Raw genomic sequence first — 15132 nt, 5'->3', positions numbered from 1 at the left:
GAGCAGGCTCACTCCTACATTGGCCTGTGTTACCGGTAATCCCGCGCCAGGCACAGATCCCCTGTAGGAGCGAGCCTGCTCGCGATGACGTCAGCACATCCAACATCTCGCTCGACTGACCCACCGCTTTCGCGAGCAGGCTCGCTCCTACACGTTCAGCGGTTATCGCTGACGTCGAGTTGGCCATCCCAACCGCCGCCGAGTGCGGCAATCAGTTGCACGCTGGCGATCAGTCGGTTCTGCAGGATATTCAGCACACTGCGTTCGTTGCTCAGCGCCGTGGCCTGCACCACCACCACGTCGATATAGGCGATCAGGCCGGCCTTGTACTGGTTTTCGGTGAGGCGCAGGGAATCGCGCGCGGCGTCCAGTGCTTCCTGGCGCACCGCTGCTTCGTCTTCATACACCTTGAGCTGGATCAGGTAGTTTTCCACTTCTCGGAAGCCGTCGAGCACGGTCTGGCGGTAGCGGGCGACCGTTTCGTCATAGGCCGCTTCGCTGCGGTCGACCTCGGCGGAACGAATGCCGCCGTCGAACAACGGCAACGACAGCTGCGGGCCGACCGACCAGAAACGGTTCGGCAGGCTGACCAGGTTTTTCGACGTGCTGCTGCTGTAGCCGCCGCTCAGACTCAGGGTCAGGTCCGGGTAATACGCAGCTTTCGCCACGCCGACGTTGGCGTTGGCGGCGATCACCGAGCGCTCGGCCGCAGCGATGTCGGGACGGCGTTCCAGCAGCTGCGAAGGCAGGCTCAGCGGTACTTGCGGCAGGTTCGGGATGCTCTGGCTTTCGGCAATGCTGAAGTTCGCTGGCGCTTCGCCGGTGAGCACCGCGATAGCGTTTTCAAACTGTGCGCGCTGCCAGATCAGATCGACCAGATCAGCCTGGGTGCTTTTCAACTGGGTTTGCGCCTGCGCCACCGCATCGCGCCCGGAAACCCCGGCGCGGTACTGGTTCTGGGTCATTTTCAGCGAGCGTTCGTACGCGGCAACGGTGGCCTCGAGCAGGCGCTTCTGCTGATCGATGACCCGCAGTTGCAGGTAATTCTGCACCAGTTCCGATTGCTGGCTCAGACGCATCGCCGCCAGATCGGCAAAACTCGCCTGGGCATTGGCCTCATCGGCCTCCAGCCCACGGCGCAGCTTGCCCCACACGTCGGCTTCCCAACTGACGCCCAGTTGCGCGTTATAAGTGTCACGAATACCGCTTGAGGAACTGCTCAGGCTCGAACTGCTGCTGCCGGTGCCCTGACTCGAACGGTTCTTGCCCAGACTCAGGTCGACACTCGGGTAAAACGCCCCGCGCGCACTGCGCACCAGAGCCTGCGCCTGACGGAACTGCGCTTCGGACTGGGCGACGGTCTGGTTGGCGCTGTTGAGTTTCTCGATCAAGGCGTTGAGCTGCTGATCGCCGTACAACTCCCACCAGGCACCGCGAGCCAGCGAGTCGCTCGGGTTGGCCTGACGCCAGCCTTCGGCTTCCTTGAACTGAGCGATTTCGGCGGTTTGCGGACGCTGGTAGTCCGGGCCGACGGCGCAAGCGCTGAGCAGCGCCACGCACAACGACAGGCTCAACAGGCGCGAGCCGCGTGCGGTGGCCAATTGGATAAGCGAACGGTCAGTCATAGCGGAGTTTCCAGAGCGGCATCAGTGCGCACGCCACGCCATTTGTTGAAGCGATGGCGCAGCTTGTCGAGATAGAGGTAAACCACCGGGGTGGTGTAAAGGGTCAGGACCTGGCTGAACACCAGGCCGCCAATGATGGTCAGGCCCAGCGGCTGGCGCATTTCCGCCCCCTCGGCGCGGCCGAGCAGCAGCGGCAAGGCGCCGAGGATCGCCGCCAGCGTAGTCATCAGGATCGGCCGCAGGCGTTGCAGGCAGGCGCTGCGAATCGAATCCAGGGGCGACAGGCCCTGATGCCGCTCCAGTTGCAGCGCGAGGTCGATCATCAGAATGGCGTTTTTCTTCACCACGCCGATCAGCAGGAATATTCCCAGCAGGGAAATCAGGCTGAACTCGCCACCGAGTGCATAGATAGACAGCAACGCGCCGACCCCGGCCGAAGGCAAGGTCGAGAGAATGGTCAGTGGATGAATGTAGCTTTCATACAGCACACCGAGCACCAGATACACCGCCAGCAATGCACCGAGGATCATGAACGGCTGGCTCTTCTGTGTGGCCGCAAAGGCGTCAGCGGTACCGGCCATTTTCGCGATGACATCTTCCGGCAGGCCGACTTTGGCGATCGCCCGTTCAATGGCAGCACTGCCCTGCTCCACGGTCACGCCTTCGGCCATATCAAAAGAAATGCTCTCGGAAGCAAACTGGCCTTCGTGGCTGACCCGGTCGTTTTCCAGACTGTTTTCGTAATGGGCGAACGTCGACAGCGGCACCCGCGCGCCGTCAGCGGTAATCACCTCGACCTGCTTGAGTGTCACCGGATCCTGGGCGTATTTCGGGTTGACCTCCATCACCACCTGATACTGGTTGAGGCTGTCGTAGATCGTCGAAATCTGCCGCTGGCTGTAGGCGTTGTTGAGCACGGCGGTGACCATGTTCATATCGACCCCGAGGCGTTTGGCCTGATCCCGGTCAACAATCAACGTCACCTGCTGCGCCCCGGCACCTTCGCGGGCATCAATGGCGGTCAGCTCGGGCAAGGCCCGTAACGCGGTGACCACTTTCGGAAACCACTTGCGCAGCTCGGCGAGGTCGCCGCTTTGCAGGATGTAGGTGTATTGCGAACTGGTCTGCTCGCGGCCGCCGCCAAATTGCAGGTCCTGGTCGGCCATCAGCATCAACTGCGCCCCGGGCACCTTGGGCATTTCCTTGCGCAGACGCTCGATGACTTTCTGCGCCGACAGCTGGCGCTCCTTGATCGGTTTCAGGCGCACGATCATGAAAGCGTTGTTGGTGCCGTTGTTGCCGCCAATGAACCCGGCCACGCTTTCCACCGCTTCATCCTCGAGCACGGCGCGGCGGAAGGTTTCCATTTTTGGCTGCATGACGTTGAACGACAAACCGTCGTCGCCGCGCACAAATCCGATCAACTGGCCGGTGTCCTGCTGCGGCAGAAAGGTTTTCGGCACCACGATATAAAGCGCAACGTTGACGCCAACGGTGAGCAGCAGGCTGAGCAAGGTCAGACGCCGATGACGCAACACCCAGTCGAGGCTGGTGGCGTATTTGCCGACCATCCAGTCGTTGGTCTTCTGACTCCAGCGTTGCAGACGGTTTTCCTGCCCTGGCGTGTGTGGCTTGAGCCAGCGCGCGCAGAGCATCGGAGTCAGTGTGAGGGAAACCACCAGCGACACCACAATTGCCGCCGCCAGGGTGATGGAGAATTCGCGAAACAGGCTTTCGACCAGCCCGCCCATGAACAGGATCGACAGAAACACCGCCACCAGCGAGACGTTCATCGACAACAGGGTGAAGCCGACTTCCTTGGCGCCGAGATACGCGGCCTGCATCGGTTTCACGCCTTCGTCGATGTGCCGGGAAATGTTTTCCAGCACCACAATGGCGTCGTCCACCACCAGACCGGTGGCCAGAATCAGGGCCATCAGCGACAGGTTGTTCAGCGAGAAACCGTAGAGGTACATCACTGCAAACGTGCCGACCAGTGACACCGGCACCGCCAGGGTCGGGATCAGCGAGGCGCGGAAGTTACCGAGAAACAGGTACACCACCAACACCACCAGGGCGACGGCGATCAGCAAGGTCATCTCGGCTTCGTGCAGCGTGGCCTTGATCACCGGCGAGCGATCCATGGCCAGATTGAGTTTGACGCTGGCCGGCAGCACCGCTTGCAGGGCGGGCAATTGCGCCTTGATCTCGTTGACCGTCTCGATGATGTTGGCGCCGGCCTGACGGTTGATCACCAGCAAAACCGCCGCGTCATCGTTGAAGAAACCGCTGTTGTAACGGTCTTCGACGCCATCGCTGACTTTCGCCACGTCCTTGAGCCGCAGCGCGGCGCCGTCGGCGTAGTGAATGATCAGCGACTCGTAATCCTTGGCTTTCTCCAACTGGTCGTTGGCCTGGATCTGCCACAAACGCTGACCGTCCTCGACCGAGCCCTTGGGCCGGCGCACGTTGGCGTCAGCGATGGTCTTGCGCACATCGTCGAGGGCCACGCCGTACTGGTTCAGCGCCTGCGGTTCGAGTTCGATGCGCACCGCAGGCAGCGAACTGCCGCCGATCTGCACTTCACCGACACCCTGCACCTGTGAAAGGCTTTGCGAAAGAATGGTCGAGGCCAGGTCGTAGAGCTGGCCCTTTTCCAGCACATCCGAAGTCAGCGACAGCACCATGATAGGCGCCTGCGACGGGTTGACCTTCTTATAGGTCGGCATGCTGCGCATTCCGCTTGGCAGCAGATTGCGCGAAGCATTGATCGCCGCCTGCACTTCCCGCGCCGCGCCGTTGATGTCGCGGTCGAGGTCAAATTGCAGAATGACCCGCGTCGAACCCTGACTGGAGCGGCTGCTCATGGTGTTGACGCCGGCAATCGCACCGAACGACCGCTCCAGCGGCGTCGCCACCGTCGAAGCCATCACCTCGGGACTGGCGCCCGGCAGACTGGCCTGGACGACGATCACCGGGAAATCCATCTGCGGCAACGGCGATACCGGCAAGAGACCGAAACTGACACCGCCGAGCAACATGATTGCCAGAGAGAGAAGCATGGTTGCGACTGGGCGCTTGATGAAAGGGCCTGAAAGATTCATCGAACGCGATCCCCAACTTCACGCGAATCCCCTGTAGGAGTGAGCCTGCTCGCGATAGCGGTGTGTCTGTCTACCGTGATGGTGCAGGTGCCGGCCTCATCGCGAGCAGGCTCACTCCTACACAAGTTTTGCGTTCCGCCAGTCATACCGCGACCTCTTCACCATCAGCCTTGGCCTTGCCAAAGCGCCTTCCGAGGCGGTCGAAGTACAGGTAGATCACGGGCGTGGTGAACAGCGTCAACACCTGGCTCACCAGCAAACCGCCAACCATCACCAGACCCAACGGCTGACGCAACTCAGCCCCGGAACCGGTGGCCAGCATCAGTGGCACCGCGCCAAACAACGCCGCCAGCGTGGTCATCAGGATTGGCCGGAAGCGCAGCAGCGCCGCTTGATAGATCGCCTCCGCCGGGGCCATGCCCTGGGTACGTTCGGCGTCGAGGGCGAAGTCGATCATCATGATCGCGTTCTTCTTGACGATACCGATCAGCAGGATGATGCCGATGATCGCGATCATCCCCAGATCGTTGCCGCTGAGCAGCAACGCCAGCAAGGCACCCACCGCGGCGGACGGCAAGGTCGAGAGAATGGTGATCGGATGGATGTAGCTCTCGTAGAGCACGCCAAGCACGATGTACATGGTCACCACCGCCGCCAGAATCAGCAGCAAGGTGCTCGACAGCGACGCCTGGAACGCCTGCGCCGCGCCCTGGAACTGAGTCTGCACGCCGACCGGCATGCCGATGTCCTGCTGGACCTGCTCGATGATGTCCACGGCATGCCCCAACGCCACGCCAGGCGCGAGGTTGAACGACATCATCACCGCCGGGAACTGGCCGATGTGGGTGATCGCCAATTGCGCCTGACGCTCTTCGACGTGCGCCAGACTCGACAGGCGTACCTGCGCGCCATCGGTGGTCTTGACGTGAATCTGATCCAGCGCCTGCGGGCCGATCTTCTCCCCCGCCTGGGCTTGCAGCACCACGCGGTACTGGCTGGCCTGGGTGTAAATGGTCGAAATCTGTCGTTGGCCGAACGCGTCGTACAGCGCATCGGTGATGTTCGCCACCGACACGCCAAGGCGCGAAGCGGCGTCGCGGTCGATCACCAGATAGACCTGCAAGCCTTTGTCCTGCAGATCACTGGCAACGTCGGTCAACTCCGGCCGCTGCGCCAACGCCTCGACCAGACGACCGCTCCACTGGCTGAGCAGTTCGGAATCCGGCGACGACATGCTGAACTGGTACTGGGTGCGGCTGACCCGATCCTCGATGGTCAGGTCCTGTACCGGCTGCATGAACAGCCGAATGCCGACCAGTTTGTCCAGTTGCGGTTGCAGGCGCGTGATCACTTCACCGGCGCTCAGATCACGCTCGCTATGGGGCTTGAGGTTGATCAGCAAACGGCCGCTATTGAGCGTAGCGTTGTCGCCGTCGACACCAATGTAGGACGACAGGCTCTGCACCGCGGGATCTTCGAGAATGATCTTCGCCAGTTGCTGCTGGCGCTCGCCCATCGCCGCGAAGGATATCGACTGCGGTGCTTCGGAAATGCCCTGAATCACCCCGGTGTCCTGCACCGGAAAAAAGCCCTTCGGCACGATCACATAAAGAAACACGGTCAACGCCAGTGTGCCGATCGCGACCAGCAAGGTCAGCGGCTGATGCTTGAGCACCCAGCGCAGCATCCGTCCGTATTCGTTGATCATCCAGTCGATGAACGCACCGCTGGCACGATAGAACCGGCCCTGCTCGTGTTCTTGCGGTTCACGCTTGAGCAGGCGCGCGCACATCATCGGCGTCAGGGTCAGCGACACGACCAGGGAGATCAGGATCGCCACGGCCAGGGTGATAGCGAACTCGCGGAACAGTCGCCCCACCACGTCGGCCATGAACAGCAGCGGAATCAGTACGGCGATCAGCGACAGGGTCAGGGAAATCAGGGTGAAACCGATCTGTTTCGCGCCCTTGAGCGCGGCCTGCATCGGACTGTCGCCCTCCTCGATGAAGCGCGAAATATTCTCGAGCATGACGATGGCGTCGTCGACCACGAAACCGGTGGCAATGGTCAGCGCCATCAGGGTCAGGTTGTTCACCGAGAACCCGGCGAGGTACATCACGCCGAAGGTGCCGATCAGCGACAGCGGCACGGCCACTGACGGGATGATCGTCGCACTGGCGCGGCGCAGAAACAGGAACGTGACCATGACCACCAGCGCGATGGCGATCAGCAGTTCGTGTTGCACATCGGTGACCGAGGCGCGGATGGTCTGGGTGCGATCCGTCAGCACAGTGACATCGAGGCCGGCCGGCAGGTTGTCGGTGATGCTCGGCAGCAAGGCCTTGATGCGGTCGACCACTTCGATGACGTTGGCACCGGGCTGACGCTGGATGTTCAGCAGCACCGCCTGATTCTGGTTGGCCCACGCGGCGAGACGTTCGTTTTCAGCACCATCGACGATTTCCGCGACGTCCTTGAGCCGCAACGGCGCGCCGTTTTTGTAGGTCAGGATCAGGTTGGCGTAGTCCTCGGGCGAGGTCAGCTGGTCGTTGGCATCGAGCATCGACACCCGGGTCGGGCCATCGAAGTTGCCTTTCGGCTGGTTGACGTTGGAAGCGCCGATCAGCGTGCGCACGTCCGACAGATTGAGGCTGTTGGCCGCCAGCGCTTCGGGGTTGACCTTGATCCGCACGGCCTGACGCTGACCGCCGGCAATGCTGACCATGCCGACGCCGCTGATCTGGGCGATTTTCTGCGCCATGCGCGTATCGACCAGATCGTTGAGCTTGGGCAGCAACATGGTTTTCGAGGTGATGGCCAGGGTCAGCACCGGGGTGTCCGCCGGGTTGACCTTGTTGTACACCGGCGGCGCCGGCAGGTCGGTCGGCAGCAGGTTGGTCGCAGCGTTGATCGCGGCCTGCACCTGCTGTTCGGCGACGTCCATGTTGATGTCGAGGCTGAAACGCAGGGTCAGCACCGAAGCGCCGCCGGAGCTGGTCGAAGCCATTTGCGTGAGACCGGGCATTTGCCCGAACTGGCGTTCAAGCGGCGCGGTGACGGCGCTGGTCATGACGTCAGGGCTGGCGCCCGGGTACAGGGTCATGACGCGGATGGTTGGGTAATCGACCTGCGGCAAGGCCGAAACCGGCAGCAGGCGATAAGCGATCAGGCCGGCCAGAACAATGGCCAGCATGCTCAGGGTGGTGGCTACCGGACGGAGGATGAACAGCCGCGAGATGTTCATGCGCCCTTCTTGGCCTTGTCAGCGCTGGTCGCGTCCGGATTGGCGGCGGACTTGCCTTGCAGGTGTTCGGTCGGCGAGGTTGGCACTTCGCTGCTGTCATTGACTACTTCGACTTCGCTGCCCTCCTTCAGGCGGTCGGTGCCTTCGAGCACCACGCGATCGCCAGCGGCGAGACCTTCGGTGACCACGGTATTGTCACCGTCGCTGGCACCGATTTTCAGTTGGCGAATGGTGACTTTCTTGTCGCCGTCCAGCGCATAGACAAAGGTGCCGTTGGTACCGAACTGAATAGCGGCCGACGGTGCCAGCACCACGCCTTTCAGCGTGTCGGCCAGCAGGTGGACGTTGACGAACTGGTTGGGAAACAGCGACTGGTCGCGGTTATCGTAGCGAGCCTTGAACTTGAGCGTGCCGGTAGCCACGTCGATCTGGTTGTCGAGGCTTTGCAGCACGCCGGTGGCCTGCAACTTGGTGTCGCCACGGTCCCAGGCTTCGGCAGGCAGCCTGGCGCCGCTGCGGTAACGGGCCAGCACGGTGTCGAGGCTGTTTTCCGGCAAGGTGAAGGCAACGCTGATCGGTTGCGTCTGGGTGATCACTGCGAGGAAGGTGGTGTCGTTGGCCGCGACGAGGTTGCCGACGTCGACCTGACGCAGACCGACGCGGCCGGAAATCGGCGCGCGGATCTTGGTGAATTCGAGATTGAGCTTGGCGTCGTTGACCGCCGCCTGATTGGTCTTGACCGTGCCCAGGTACTGGCCGACCAGCGCTTCGGCAGTGTCGAGGGTCTGTTTGGCGATGCTGTCTTCTTTATACAGACCGCGATAGCGCTCGACGTCGACCTGAGCGTTTTTCAGCTGGGCCTGGTTCTGCAGCAGCGTGCCTTCAGCCTGGAGCAAGGCGTTCTGGTAAGGACGCGGATCGATCTCGGCCAGCAAGTCGCCCGCCTTGACCATCTGGCCTTCTTCGAAATGGATCTTGACCAGTTCACCGCCCACCCGGCTGCGAACATTGATGGTGTTCAGCGCCGTGACCGTGCCCAGCGCCTTGTAATACAGCGGAAAGTCGCCTTTCACCGCCGGCGCCACGCGCACTGGAATCGGCCCGGTACCCCCGCCGAAACCTGGGCGCGCCATCCCCGAGCGCCCGGTATGCCCGGCCGTCGCCTTGTCGCCGCCCGCCTTGTCAGCAGAGCCGGCGGGCCAGAATTTCCAGCACAGGACGGCGATCACCAACAGGACAAGCAGGCTGATCAGCCAGCGACGGGACTTGCGGGGGGACGATTGCATGGAGTTATTGACCATTGGGCGCGTGGGCTTCTATTACGGGAGGCTGAACGATAAGCACTGAGTGGATTTAAGCAAAGCAGCTTTACCGGCAATTTACCTTCCACTTACGTTTCAAGGTGTAAGGCAAAACCCTGATACACAAATGAAAACGGCCTGGACAGGGCCAGGCCGTTAACAATTGTAAAAGCCTTACTTGAGAACGGACAGTGCCGCTTCGTAGTTAGGCTCTTCAGCGATTTCCTTGACCAGCTCGCTGTGCAGGACGTTGTCGTTTTCATCCAGCACCACAACCGCGCGAGCGGTCAGGCCTTTCAGCGGGCCGTCAGCAATGGCGACGCCGTAGTTTTCGATGAACTCGCTGCCACGCAGGGTCGACAGGTTCTGGACGTTTTCCAGACCTTCGGCACCGCAGAAGCGTGCCTGGGCGAACGGCAGGTCAGCGGAGATGCACAGCACCACGGTGTTGCTGATGTCGTTGGCCTGGGCGTTGAACTTGCGCACGGAGGTGGCGCAGGTCGGGGTGTCGACGCTTGGGAAGATGTTCAGGACTTTGCGCTTGCCGGCGAAGTCTTGCAGGGTGACGTCGGACAGATTGCCGGCTACCAGGGAAAAGGCTGGCGCCTTGGAACCGGCTTGTGGCAACTGGCCATTGACTTGAACCGGATTGCCTTTGAGGGTGACTTGAGCCATGACTTGAGTCCTTCTGATGGGTGATTGGAAAGCGTGCAAGAAGCGGAAGTTAACCACGAAATCGGCTGACGACCTATGCCCTGTTGGAAATTGTTGGGTGCTGGCCCTGACGATTGTATACAACCCGCTAGAGATCCCCTGTAGGAGTGAGCCTGCTCGCGATAGCAGTCTATCAGTGCCATCTACATTGGCTGACACGACGCTATCGCGAGCAGGCTCACTCCTACAGAAAAGCGGATTTATATTTCGGCTGAGGATTTTGGCGACTTACTGACGCCGGATTTGCGCGAGCAGGAAGAGCGCATCCGCGAGCAAGCGAAAAAAAGCTGAAATGGTTGGCAGTCGGCTGAGTTATTCGTTGTCTGCCAGGCCGCCTTCGCGAGCAGGCTCGCTCCCACACTGTCCGGTGTCGTACCGATAGTCCCGACCCCGGCACCAATCCCTGTGGGAGTGAGCCTGCTCACGAAGAGGCCATCAGCCCCGCGGCATCATTTGGCTTCCGACTTCAGTTTCAAATACGACTGATGCAGGTCGCTCGCCCAGCCATCGATCACCGCTTTCATGTCATCGGCTTTCATCACCTGGGAAGCGTTTTCCAGCGGTTCGCCGGTGCCCTTGCGCACCACCTGCGCGATGACCTGATTGGTCGCGCCGTCCATGAACACCGCTTCGGTCGCCAGGGTGGTTTCCTGGTCGCGGATACCGCTGGCCGTGCTCACCGCTGCGGCGACCAGTGCAATCGGGATCACCTCATAGACTTGCAGGCCTTCGGTCTTGCTGCTGACCGCGGTAATCGCCGGCCTTACCACGATCACACCCGGCCCGGGGCCTGCGGCCAACGGCAGCGACTTGCCGAGTTCGCGCTTGAGCGCTTGATCGTAATAACTCGTGATGCCATTGAGCGTCTGCTGGGGGATTTTCTCGGTGGCTTGCGGCTTTGGATACAGCTGGCTCGGCTCCACGTAAACGCTGGTGAATTTGTTGATGTCGAGTTTCGGGTCCATCCAGCGCATCACCTCGGCACCTGAAGGTGACTTGGCCTCCTTCAGTTGGCTGTAATCCTTGAGAAAGCCGGAATACTGGTCAGGCTCGACGGTTTTGCTGGAGCAACCCACCACGCCGAGGGTGGCAATGCACAGCGTGCCCATCATGACGGCTAGCTTCATGCTGTAATTCCTTTGAGAAGGCCAAGACATTTTGCATAGGGGAGATACAGGTATAGCCAAAACCCTGGCAAATGCGATGGCCAATTACAAAGTTCACATCCGTCGGCGCGTGTGCCTCGCCAACCGGTATTACCAGGACGATGTCTCTCCACTGCGCAGCGCCATCTCCCGCCGGCTGTTGGCACGCATCGCTTTGACCAGCGACACCGTCCCTGCCAGCAAAATCGCCGCACCGAACAGAAAGTCGATGTTGTACAGCTGGAAATCCTCCACCGGCCCGATCAGCAATGTGCGCACCACCGCAATTCCCACCAGCGTCGCGAGAAAGTCGATTCCCGGCTCATCGCGGTAGAACACCAGCATCAGCGGTAGGCACAGCACCAGCAGCAGCAACAACACCACGACCTTGAACGAACCTTTGCGCTCGACGCTGAACGCGCATTCGTGCGCCCCGTAAGGTTTGTAATCCTCGTCGCGGATCATCGAGTTTTTTTCGTTGATGTAATCGGCGCGGTTGTACTTCTGGATCGGCGTGAAAGTGTTGGACATCTCCATCAGGGTGGTGATGTTCTTGAAGCGCAGGTCGACGCGCTCGCTGCCCTTGAGGTAATACAGCACCGGTTTGTAACCGTAGCGATAGGTGTCGAACGGGAAGGCGGCGGTCTGGGCCTGTACGCCGATCGGTCGTGGCTCAAGCTCGGCGAATGCGCTTTTGTTGGTGGACGAGAGGTTGCGGCTCAGTGGCTGCACCTTGACCTGCTCAAGGAAGATTGGCGTGACGCCGAAGGACCATTGCAGCGGCTCCAGACGCAGGCGCAGTTCGTTGCGGCCCAGGTCGTAGCGGTTGAAGGTGCGTTCGGAGACCACCACCGAACCGCCGACCATGAATTCGCCACGCAGGTTGTTGGTGACGCGCAAGGTCAGTTGATCCTTGCCCAGCAACGCCGCTTCGCTGGTCGGAGGTGTGCCGCACCACGCGGTGCTTTCGCCGACACTGCCGAGCTGGCCGTTGCGGTTTTCCTTGAATACATAAAAGTAACTGGCCCACAGCGTCAGCAGCAAAAGCGACGCCGTGAGACCGAGGATTTTTTTGCCCGGACTCACTGATAAGACTCCCTTCTTCGGTTCCATCGTCCAGCCGAAAACCCGCTGGCGACGGCGACTCTACCAAAAGGCCATCAGTGACCCAAGGAGAAATGCCGCATTAGCAGCGAACCTAAGGGTTTCCCCGGTATTCGCGTCAATCCGTGTAGGAGTGAGCCTGCTCGCGAAAGCGGCGTCGGAGGAAGTGAAGCCGGGGTGGGTGAATCCGGATATGTGAGGTGTGTCAGTGGACTGCCCTCACCCTAGCCCTCTCCCAGAGGGAGAGGGGACTGACCCGGGTGTTTGTTCGAGTTACATCGACCTGGGATATCGCGTCGAACTCTGGTTTTGAACAGCACTCGGTCTGCCCCCTTTCCCCCTCGCCCCCTTGGGGGAGAGGGCTGGGGTGAGGAAGTAAAGCTCTTGATCTTAACCGCGATCCCGAGGAATCAACCCCTGCAATTGCTGGGCAAGGAAATTGGCGTCGAAGGCAAACGTATCCGGATCCTTGAGCCCATTGGTCTTGCGCCACTGCCACGCGCCATCCGCCAAACCGACCAGCGAAATACTCCCGTACCGCGCCGCCGTGAGCCCCATCACCGCCAGCGAAATCTGCCCGCCGCTGCCCATCACATCCGGCACGAACTCCACTGGCTTACCGGCAATCACGATGCTCAGCTTCTCTGTCATGAAGGTCGAGGTCTCCACTGGCACGCTCGGCCCGGACGCGACGTAGGTCTCGCGGCTCACCTCCAGCAGATTCGGCGCCTTGACCGGCTCAAGCCATTGCTCGATCTGGTCGAACAACGCACCAATCCGAGTGGCCCACGCGGCCGATTGCGTAGTGAACAGTTGCTTCTTGTGCGCTTCGCTCTCGGCATAGTGACGAAGCATTTCGCCCAGTTGCTGTACGTCGTTCATGGCGGTGTTCCTTGAAGAGTGCTGCGGACACCGAGCATGGCAGATGCGTGGCAACGGCAGGCGTAAATTTTCGATGGATCAAATTCCCGATCCAAACGACACTCACCGCAAAGCCCCATCAACACAGGAGCACCGCATGCGCACCATCGGCCTTATCGGCGGCATGAGCTGGGAATCCAGCGTCGAATATTATCGACTCATCAATCAGCAAGTCCGTGATCGTCTCGGCCCTTTGCGCTCTGCGCAGCTGTTGATGTACAGCGTTGATTTCGGCCCGGTCGAACAGGCCCAGCACGCCGGGCGCTGGGACGATGCGGCAGCAATTCTGGTGGATGCCGCGCGCAGGCTTGAAGCCGGTGGCGCCGAATGCGTGGTGCTGTGTACCAACACCATGCACAAGGTCGCCGAACAGATTCAGGCGGCGATCAGCATTCCGTTCCTGCACATTGCCGAACCGGCCGCACAGGCTGCACTCGAAATCGATGCGCGCACGGTCGGGCTGCTCGGCACCGCGTTCACCATGGAACAGGACTTCCTCAAGCAGCGTTTGATTGCCCAAGGCTTGACCGTTTTGGTGCCGGACGAAACAGAGCGCAAGGATGTGCACCGGATCATCTACGACGAACTCTGTGTCGGCGTGATCAATGAACAGTCGCAGCAAATCTATCAGCGGGTAATCGAATCCCTCACCGCCCGTGGCGCCCAGGCGATCATCCTCGGCTGCACGGAAATTGGCATGTTGATCAAACCCGAACACAGCGCCCTGCCCTTGCTCGACACCACCGAGTTGCATGCACAGTCGGCGGTGGCGTTCGCATTGGGCGACTGAGTCAGTCTTTCGAACGACTGCGCAGACGGGCCATGCTCAGAGTGTCGACCCATTGCCCGTCGCGCACGGCGTAGTCGCGGAACAGGCCTTCGGTCTCGAAACCGAATTTGCGGTAGAGACCGATGGCCGCTTCGTTGTCGGCATACACGGTGAGTTCGACGCGGTGCAGATTCATCCAGTTATCGGCAACATCCAGCGCCGCCGCCAACAACTGCGAACCGACACCCTTGCCCTGCCATGCCACTGCGACGGCCATGCCGATGCTGCCGGCGTGGGCGCGGCGCATCCTTGAACAGGCCTCCAGGCCAAGATTGCCGACCACAACACCCTGGTGCAGCGCCACCAGCTTCAGTACGCGCTCGTTGTCGGCCTGCAATCGCTGGCGCCAGACTTCAACCGACTGAAACGGCATCTGCAGCACCTGCCGCGCGACGGCGGGGTCGCTGTAGAGCGCGGTGATGCCTTCGAGGTGGAAATCGCTGGAGCGTTCGAGGTGGACGGTGGGGGTCGGGTCTGCCATGGGATCGGTCCGTGATCAAGGTATGGCTGGTCACTCTAAACCGCTGATCCGGAATCTGGCGAGATGAAATTTGGTGGCGAGCCTGCTCGCGATAGCGGCCTCACCACCAACGCCTCTTGCCCGGCAGAAACCGTCTGCCGTACGGTCGCCAATTTTTTCCTCTTAAACTCCGATGTTCAAAGACACCTGCCGACTCGCCTTTCAGGCTACACAACCTTGCTCGGGACAGGCGCCGAGTAAGTCGCTGCAACCGCCCATGCCTTCGCAGGCGAGCCTGCTCGATAAGTGCACCACCCGTCGGATTTCCGCCCGCACCTGTCAGATCTGACAGGTGCGCAATCTCCCTTTTAGCCGTTCAATCACTCCATCGCTCAAGCCCACGGAGTGGCCAGCATGTCCGACAACGACCCAATCAACGACGCCCCGCAGCTGCTACAGGAACTCAAAATCCCCGGCCGTACGGGTCCAGTGTCGTCGACGCCCCTGAGGTGGGGCATCAATCTCGCCGCGGCGAAGCTCAACTTCCCTCGTCAGGGGCTGCTCTGCCAGGCCGGGCCTTGGGGGACGATGGGTAACCGCGACTCGTTGCGCATCTTGCGGGACTCCGATCTGCAGATAGCGCTGGAAATCGTTGATGAGGATGCGGTCGGCACCGAGCTGCAAA

Annotated in this window: 11 protein-coding genes and 1 pseudogene; 3 read left to right on the top strand and 9 right to left on the bottom strand. The window is 60.9% G+C overall.

The window, feature by feature from the left end; translation table 11 throughout:
• Positions 1-155 precede the first annotated feature (155 nt).
• The 5 genes from AEQ63_RS06125 to tpx form a co-directional block, all read right to left on the bottom strand.
• Complete coding sequence (locus tag AEQ63_RS06125) at positions 156-1625, bottom strand: efflux transporter outer membrane subunit (RefSeq protein ID WP_064362168.1); 1470 nt, start codon at positions 1623-1625, stop codon at positions 156-158.
• A complete protein-coding gene (locus AEQ63_RS06120) occupies positions 1622-4729 on the bottom strand; it encodes an efflux RND transporter permease subunit (RefSeq protein ID WP_064362166.1) in 3108 nt (1035 codons plus the stop codon). Before AEQ63_RS06120 ends, AEQ63_RS06125 begins: the two co-directional genes overlap by 4 nt.
• Before the next feature lie 142 nt (positions 4730-4871).
• Positions 4872-7973, bottom strand: coding sequence for an MdtB/MuxB family multidrug efflux RND transporter permease subunit (locus AEQ63_RS06115; RefSeq protein ID WP_042609850.1), 3102 nt, complete (start codon positions 7971-7973; stop codon positions 4872-4874).
• Positions 7970-9274 (bottom strand): MdtA/MuxA family multidrug efflux RND transporter periplasmic adaptor subunit, encoded by a 1305-nt coding sequence (locus tag AEQ63_RS06110; protein WP_064362164.1) that lies wholly within the window; start codon positions 9272-9274, stop codon positions 7970-7972. The genes AEQ63_RS06115 and AEQ63_RS06110 overlap by 4 nt, the downstream gene beginning before the upstream one ends.
• A gap of 174 nt (positions 9275-9448) precedes the next feature.
• A complete protein-coding gene (gene tpx, locus AEQ63_RS06105) occupies positions 9449-9949 on the bottom strand; it encodes a thiol peroxidase (protein ID WP_039760445.1) in 501 nt (166 codons plus the stop codon).
• A 243-nt stretch (positions 9950-10192) separates the two neighbouring features.
• Between tpx and AEQ63_RS28925 the strand changes: the two are divergent.
• A pseudogene (locus AEQ63_RS28925) lies at positions 10193-10279 on the top strand (YciI family protein); the annotation flags it as partial.
• 158 nt (positions 10280-10437) lie between these two features.
• Here AEQ63_RS28925 and AEQ63_RS06100 read toward each other — a convergent pair.
• The 3 genes from AEQ63_RS06100 to AEQ63_RS06090 form a co-directional block, all read right to left on the bottom strand.
• The gene (locus AEQ63_RS06100) at positions 10438-11115 is read right to left on the bottom strand and encodes a DUF3313 domain-containing protein (protein ID WP_064362163.1); all 678 of its coding nucleotides are present in this window, start codon (positions 11113-11115) and stop codon (positions 10438-10440) included.
• A gap of 129 nt (positions 11116-11244) precedes the next feature.
• Positions 11245-12219, bottom strand: coding sequence for a hypothetical protein (locus AEQ63_RS06095; protein ID WP_064362161.1), 975 nt, complete (start codon positions 12217-12219; stop codon positions 11245-11247).
• 408 nt (positions 12220-12627) lie between these two features.
• Positions 12628-13119: a hypothetical protein gene (locus AEQ63_RS06090; RefSeq protein WP_042609846.1), complete on the bottom strand. Its 492-nt coding sequence runs from the start codon at positions 13117-13119 to the stop codon at positions 12628-12630.
• A 136-nt stretch (positions 13120-13255) separates the two neighbouring features.
• On the opposite strand from AEQ63_RS06090, the gene AEQ63_RS06085 reads away from it, so the two are divergent.
• A complete protein-coding gene (locus AEQ63_RS06085) occupies positions 13256-13948 on the top strand; it encodes an aspartate/glutamate racemase family protein (protein WP_064362160.1) in 693 nt (230 codons plus the stop codon).
• 1 nt (position 13949) lies between these two features.
• On the opposite strand, the gene AEQ63_RS06080 is transcribed toward AEQ63_RS06085, so the two are convergent.
• Positions 13950-14468 carry a GNAT family N-acetyltransferase gene (locus AEQ63_RS06080; RefSeq protein ID WP_064362158.1) on the bottom strand — a complete coding sequence of 173 codons (519 nt, stop codon included), beginning with the start codon at positions 14466-14468 and terminating at the stop codon, positions 13950-13952.
• Between the two features lie 393 nt (positions 14469-14861).
• Here AEQ63_RS06080 and AEQ63_RS06075 point away from each other — a divergent pair.
• On the top strand, positions 14862-15132 hold a 271-nt coding region (locus tag AEQ63_RS06075), incomplete at its 3' end, for a hypothetical protein (RefSeq protein WP_152972332.1).

This window comes from Pseudomonas sp. RIT-PI-o (genome assembly GCF_001297215.1).
GTDB lineage: Bacteria > Pseudomonadota > Gammaproteobacteria > Pseudomonadales > Pseudomonadaceae > Aquipseudomonas > Aquipseudomonas moraviensis_A.
Note: the sequence above shows the minus strand (reverse complement) of the source record. Positions and strands in the feature narration are given on the sequence as shown.